A 5,299-nucleotide genomic window follows, 5' to 3' on the forward strand; every position below is an offset into this window, starting at 1 on the left:
ACCGCACCCCTTCCTTCCCCTCCTCCGAACTCCGGATCTCCGCAATCCGCTCCGCCGTATCCGCAATCAGCACATCGCTCACATCGCGCCCGGCCACATCACGTACCAGCCGCTTGGCCTCCTTCACCGCATTCGGACTGTTCGCCACCAGCGCCGCGACAATGCCATCGACAGCGGCATCCAGTCCTTCCGCCGCCGCCACCTCATGCACGAACCCGATCCGCCGTGCTTCCTCCGCAGAAAACCGCTCCGCCGTCAGGAAATACCGCCGCGCCGCATTCTCGCCCATGGCCTTGATGACGTAGGGCGAGATTGTCGCAGGAATCAAACCGAGTTTGACTTCGCTGAGGCAAAAATTTGCCGTGTCGATTGCAACACTGATATCGCATGCGGCCACCAGGCCCATGCCGCCGGCATAGCAGTCGCCCTGCACCTTCGCCACCACCGGCTTCGGGCAGGTGTAGATGGTGCGCAGCATCTCGGCCAGTTGCGCCGCGTCCGCACGATTCTCATCATGCGTGTAGCCGGCCATCTTCTTCATCCAGTTGAGATCGGCCCCGGCGCAAAACGCGACGCCGTTGGCGGCCAGCACGACCGCGCGCACCTCGGCGTCCGCACCCACCTCGCGGAATGCCTGCGTGATCTCCGCGATCATGATTTCATTGAAGGCGTTGCGCATGTCGGGCCGGTTCAGCGTCACGGTGGCGACGCGATTGTCCTTGCGCAGTTCGAGAGTCTGGTAAGCCATGGTCACATCCTGAAGATGCCGAATTTCGTATCGGGAATCGGCGCATTCAGCGCCGCGCTCAAGCCGAGTCCCAGCACCATGCGGGTATCGGCCGGATCGATGACGCCGTCATCCCACAGGCGCGCCGTCGCATAGTAGGGATGGCCCTGGTGCTCGTACTGGGCACGGATCGGCGCCTTGAATGCCTCTTCCTCGTCCTTGCTCCACGCGCCGCCCTTGCCTTCGATGCCGTCGCGCTTGACGGTCGCCAGCACGCTCGCCGCCTGGTCGCCGCCCATGACCGAGATGCGTGCATTCGGCCACATCCACAACATGCGCGGCGAGAACGCGCGGCCGCACATGCCGTAGTTGCCGGCGCCGAAACTGCCGCCGATGATGACGGTGAACTTCGGCACCGCGGCGGTCGATACCGCCGTCACCATCTTCGCGCCATTGCGCGCAATCCCTTCGTTCTCGTACTTGCGGCCGACCATGAAGCCGGTGATGTTCTGCAGGAAGACCAGCGGTATCTTGCGCTGGCAGCACAGCTCGATGAAGTGCGTTCCCTTCAGCGCCGATTCCGAAAACAGGATGCCGTTGTTGGCGATGATGCCGACCGGCATGCCAAGAATATGGGCGAAGCCGCATACCAGCGTGGTGCCGTAGCGCGCCTTGAATTCGTCGAACTCGCTGCCGTCGACGATGCGGGCGATGACCTCCCGCACATCGAAGGGCTTGCGGGTATCGGTCGGGATTACGCCGTACAGTTCATGCGTGTCGTACTTCGGCGCAACCGGTTCGCGCAGCACGAGTTGCGATGGCTTTCTGCGGTTCAGGTTGCCGACGATCTTGCGTGCCAGCGACAGCGCGTGCATGTCGTTCTGCGCGAGATGATCGACCACGCCCGACAAGCGCGTATGCACGTCGCCGCCGCCGAGGTCCTCGGCACTGACCACTTCGCCGGTGGCCGCCTTCACCAGCGGCGGGCCGCCCAGGAAGATGGTGCCCTGCTCCTTGACGATGATGGACTCATCGCTCATCGCCGGCACATACGCGCCGCCGGCGGTGCAGGAACCCATCACCACCGCGATCTGCGGGATGCCTTTCGCGGACAGGTTGGCCTGGTTGTAGAAGATGCGGCCGAAGTGGTCGCGATCGGGGAAGACGTCGTCCTGGTTCGGCAGATTGGCGCCGCCGGAATCGACGAGGTAAATGCAGGGCAGGTTGTTGTGGTCGGCGATTTCCTGCGCGCGCAGGTGCTTCTTCACCGTGACCGGATAATAGGTCCCCCCTTTGACGGTCGCATCGTTGCAGACGATCACGCATTCCTGCCCGGCCACGCGGCCGATGCCGGTGATGATGCCGGCGGATGGCGCGGCATTGTCATACATGTCATAGGCCGCCATCTGGGACAACTCCAGGAACGGCGTGCCCGGATCGAGCAGCATCTGCACGCGGTCGCGCGGCAGCAGCTTGCCGCGGGCGGTGTGCTTCTTGCGCGCATCATCGCCGCCGCCCAGTGCGATTTTTTCCACCTTGGCTCTGAGGTCATCGACCAGCGCCCGCATCGCGGCGGCATTGTTCTTGAAGTCCTCGCCACGCGGATTCAATTTTGTTTCGAGTATGGTCATTATTTGTTTTTCTCCGGAAAACTGCCGTCCACGTAAAACCATCGTCCTTCTTCCCGCACGAAATTGCTGATCTCGTGCAGGCGGTGCGCGCGGCCCGCGATCTTGTAGCGCGCGATAAATTCCACCGTTGCCCTGTCGCCGGTCGGAATGTGCCTGCGTACCTCGAGGCCAAGCCATTTGGTGCCATCGTCCTGCGCCACCGCATCCGCCGGTCGCGTGGCCGGATACCAGGTCGCTTTCAGGTAATGCTCGTTGTGCTGCGTGTATGCGGTGTAGCGGGAACGCATCAGTTCCTCGGCGGTGTGCGGCAGTGCGTCGCGCTCGATGAAGCGGCCGCAGCAGGAGGCGTAGTTGTTGTTGCCGCAGGGGCAGGGAATGGATGCGGGATTCGTCATGGGGCTTTATTGTGAGTCGCCGGCCGGCTCCTTCCCCCTGCCAGGGGGGAGAAGCAGGGAATTCAGACGGCATGCATTCTGCCTGCTGAGCGAATTGCGCTTGCAAGCGCAATCCTCGCGGTTGGGATGGGGTGGCCCGCACAGGGATAGTGAGGTCAAGCAACCGCATGCAGTCGATCAACCTTCACACCCCCACCCTAGCCCTCCCCCTATGAGGGGGAGGGAACCGGTCAGAGGTTGCATGAATGCTCAGCTCTTCGCCTTCCCTTCCTTCACTCCCACGACGCCACCCGCATCCTTCCACGCCTTGAACCCGCCTTCAATATGCGCCACATTCTCCAGCCCCATATCCTGCACCGTCTTCGTCGTCAGCGCGCTCCGCCATCCCGCTGCGCAAAAGAAGATGAATTCCTTCTTCTCGCCAAACACCGGCTTGAAGTACGGCGAGTCCGGATCGACCCAGAATTCGATCATGCCGCGCGGCGCCGGGAACGCGCCGGGGATAACACCCTCGCGCTCCAGTTCACGCACATCGCGCACATCGACGAACTGCACCTGCGGGTCGCCGAGCTTTGCCCTGGCTTCTTCGACGCTATAGGTTTTCACTTCCGCCATCGCTTCGCCGACCAGTTCCTTGTAGCCTTTTTTCATGATGTCTCCATTCACGCCAATGCGCGGCCGATCAGAATTTTCTGGATATCGCTCGTGCCCTCATAAATCTGGCACACCCGTACATCACGGTAGATCCGCTCCACCGGGAAATCGCTGACATAGCCGTAGCCGCCATGGATCTGGATCGCATCGGAGCAGACCCGCTCCGCCATCTCGCTAGCGAACAGCTTGGCCATCGCCGCTTCCTTCAGGCACGGCTTTCCCGCGTCTTTCATGCTGGCGGCATGCAGGATGAGTTGCCGCGCCGCTTCGATCTGCGTCGCCATGTCAGCGAGTTTGAACTGCACCGCCTGGTGCTCGAAGATCGGCTTGCCGAAACTGGTGCGCTCCTTCGCATACGCGAGCGCCGCGTCGAATGCGGCCCGCGCCATGCCGACCGCCTGCGAAGCGATGCCGATACGGCCGCCTTCCAGACCGGACAGCGCGATCTTGTATCCCTGCCCCTCTTCGCCGATCAGGTTCCGCGCCGGGATGCGGCAGTTTTCGAACAGGATCTGCGTGGTATCCGACGAATGCTGGCCGAGCTTTTCTTCCAGCCGGGCGACGATGTAGCCCGGCGTATTCGTCGGCACCCAGAATGCGCTGATGCCTTTCTTGCCTGCAGCCTTGTCGGTCACCGCCATCACGATGGCGACATCCGCATGCTTGCCGCTGGTGATGAACTGCTTCACGCCGTTGAGCACGTAGTGGTCGTCATCCCGCGTGGCGGTGGTGCGCAGTGCCGACGCATCGCTGCCGACATGCGGCTCGGTGAGACAGAAGGCGCCGAGCATGTCGCCCCGTGCCAGCGGCTTCAGCCATTCTTCCTTCTGCGCATCGTTCGCCACCGACATCGCGATGCTGCATACCGGGCAGTTGTTGACCGAGATGACGGTGGACGTGCCGCCGTCACCGGCCGCGATCTCTTCCAGTACCAGCGCGAGCGATACATAGTCGAGGCCGGCGCCGCCATATTCCTCGGGCACCGCCACGCCGAAGGCGCCGAGCGCCGCCAGTCCCTTCAGTTCTTCCTTCGGAAAATGATGCTCCTTGTCCCAGCGTGCGGCATTGGGCGCGAGGCGTTCCTGCGCAAAGCTGCGCATCGCGTCGCGGATCATTTCATGTTGTTCGGACAGCACCATGTGTTTTTCCCCTGTTGGCTACCACGCCAGCTTTTTGCCGGTGTAGTCGCGATATGTTCCCGTATCCGCACTACGCAGCCCGGCGATCACCTGCAACAGGCCACTGACGCTTTGCCCGACATCGATGGCGGCATTCTCGCCGCCCATGTCGGTGCGCACCCATCCCGGATGCAGCAGCGCGAAGGTGGCTTTCGGGTAGTCGCTCACGGCGGACTTGACGGCCATGTTCAGCGCCGCCTTCGATGCGCGGTACAGCCAGCCGTAGCTGGAGCTTGCATCGTCGACGCTGCCCATGATGCTGCTGATGAAGGCGAATTTGCCCTGCGCCGCTTCCACCATCGGCGCGACGATCGGGATTGCCTGCATCGCGCCGAGCACGTTGGTGTGCATTACCTGGTCGAAATCCTGCGCGGTCGGCGGCGTCTTCGCATCGCTGCGCGGGCCGAATACGCCGGCCACGTAGATGGCGAGATCGAACTTTTCACCGTCGAGCTGCCAGCCGAGGCCGGCAAGCGATTCGGGGTTTCCGACGTCGAGTTTGAATGCCTTGGCGCCTTGTGCCTGCAGTGATGCAAGCGCTGCATCGTCGCGGGCGGTGGCGAATACGGTCCAGTTGGCGGCGATAAGCTGGCGAACGGCTTCCTGGCCGATGCCACGGGAAGCGCCGATGATGAGTCCGGTGGGCATGGGTTTTTAGATTGGGTTCAAAACTGATTACGTCCTTTGCTCTACCTTGAACAGGTCCCCTCCCCC

The 5,299-nt window shown here is 62.5% G+C and carries 6 protein-coding genes; all 6 read right to left on the minus strand.

Going from position 1 to position 5,299, the window contains the following annotated elements; translation table 11 throughout:
- Window positions 1–748: enoyl-CoA hydratase/isomerase family protein (locus tag V7080_RS23805; protein WP_334190863.1), on the minus strand; the 748-nt coding region annotated here is incomplete at its 3' end.
- Window positions 749–750: 2 nt separating this feature from the next.
- Window positions 751–2,358, minus strand: a complete 1,608-nt coding sequence (locus V7080_RS23810) for a carboxyl transferase domain-containing protein (RefSeq protein WP_334190864.1) — start codon at window positions 2,356–2,358, stop codon at window positions 751–753.
- On the minus strand, window positions 2,358–2,753 hold the full coding sequence (locus tag V7080_RS23815; RefSeq protein ID WP_334190865.1) for a YchJ family protein: 396 nt from the start codon (window positions 2,751–2,753) through the stop codon (window positions 2,358–2,360). Before V7080_RS23815 ends, V7080_RS23810 begins: the two co-directional genes overlap by 1 nt.
- A 249-nt stretch (window positions 2,754–3,002) precedes the next feature.
- Entirely contained in the window at window positions 3,003–3,404 is a 402-nt protein-coding gene (locus V7080_RS23820) for a rhodanese-like domain-containing protein (protein WP_334190866.1), read from the minus strand.
- Window positions 3,405–3,415: 11 nt separating this feature from the next.
- Window positions 3,416–4,546, minus strand: a complete 1,131-nt coding sequence (locus tag V7080_RS23825; protein ID WP_334190867.1) for an acyl-CoA dehydrogenase family protein — start codon at window positions 4,544–4,546, stop codon at window positions 3,416–3,418.
- Window positions 4,547–4,564: 18 nt separating this feature from the next.
- Window positions 4,565–5,233: an SDR family oxidoreductase gene (locus tag V7080_RS23830; protein ID WP_334190868.1), complete on the minus strand. Its 669-nt coding sequence runs from the start codon at window positions 5,231–5,233 to the stop codon at window positions 4,565–4,567.
- Window positions 5,234–5,299: the final 66 nt, after the last annotated feature.

Source organism: Noviherbaspirillum sp. (assembly GCF_036846085.1).
GTDB lineage: Bacteria > Pseudomonadota > Gammaproteobacteria > Burkholderiales > Burkholderiaceae_D > Noviherbaspirillum.

Coding starts and splice junctions, on each gene's coding strand:
- V7080_RS23810 (WP_334190864.1), bottom strand. CDS start 2,358: ATGACCATACTCGAAACAAAATTGAATCCGCGTGGCGAGGACTTCAAG.
- V7080_RS23815 (WP_334190865.1), bottom strand. CDS start 2,753: ATGACGAATCCCGCATCCATTCCCTGCCCCTGCGGCAACAACAACTAC.
- V7080_RS23820 (WP_334190866.1), bottom strand. CDS start 3,404: ATGAAAAAAGGCTACAAGGAACTGGTCGGCGAAGCGATGGCGGAAGTG.
- V7080_RS23825 (WP_334190867.1), bottom strand. CDS start 4,546: ATGGTGCTGTCCGAACAACATGAAATGATCCGCGACGCGATGCGCAGC.
- V7080_RS23830 (WP_334190868.1), bottom strand. CDS start 5,233: ATGCCCACCGGACTCATCATCGGCGCTTCCCGTGGCATCGGCCAGGAA.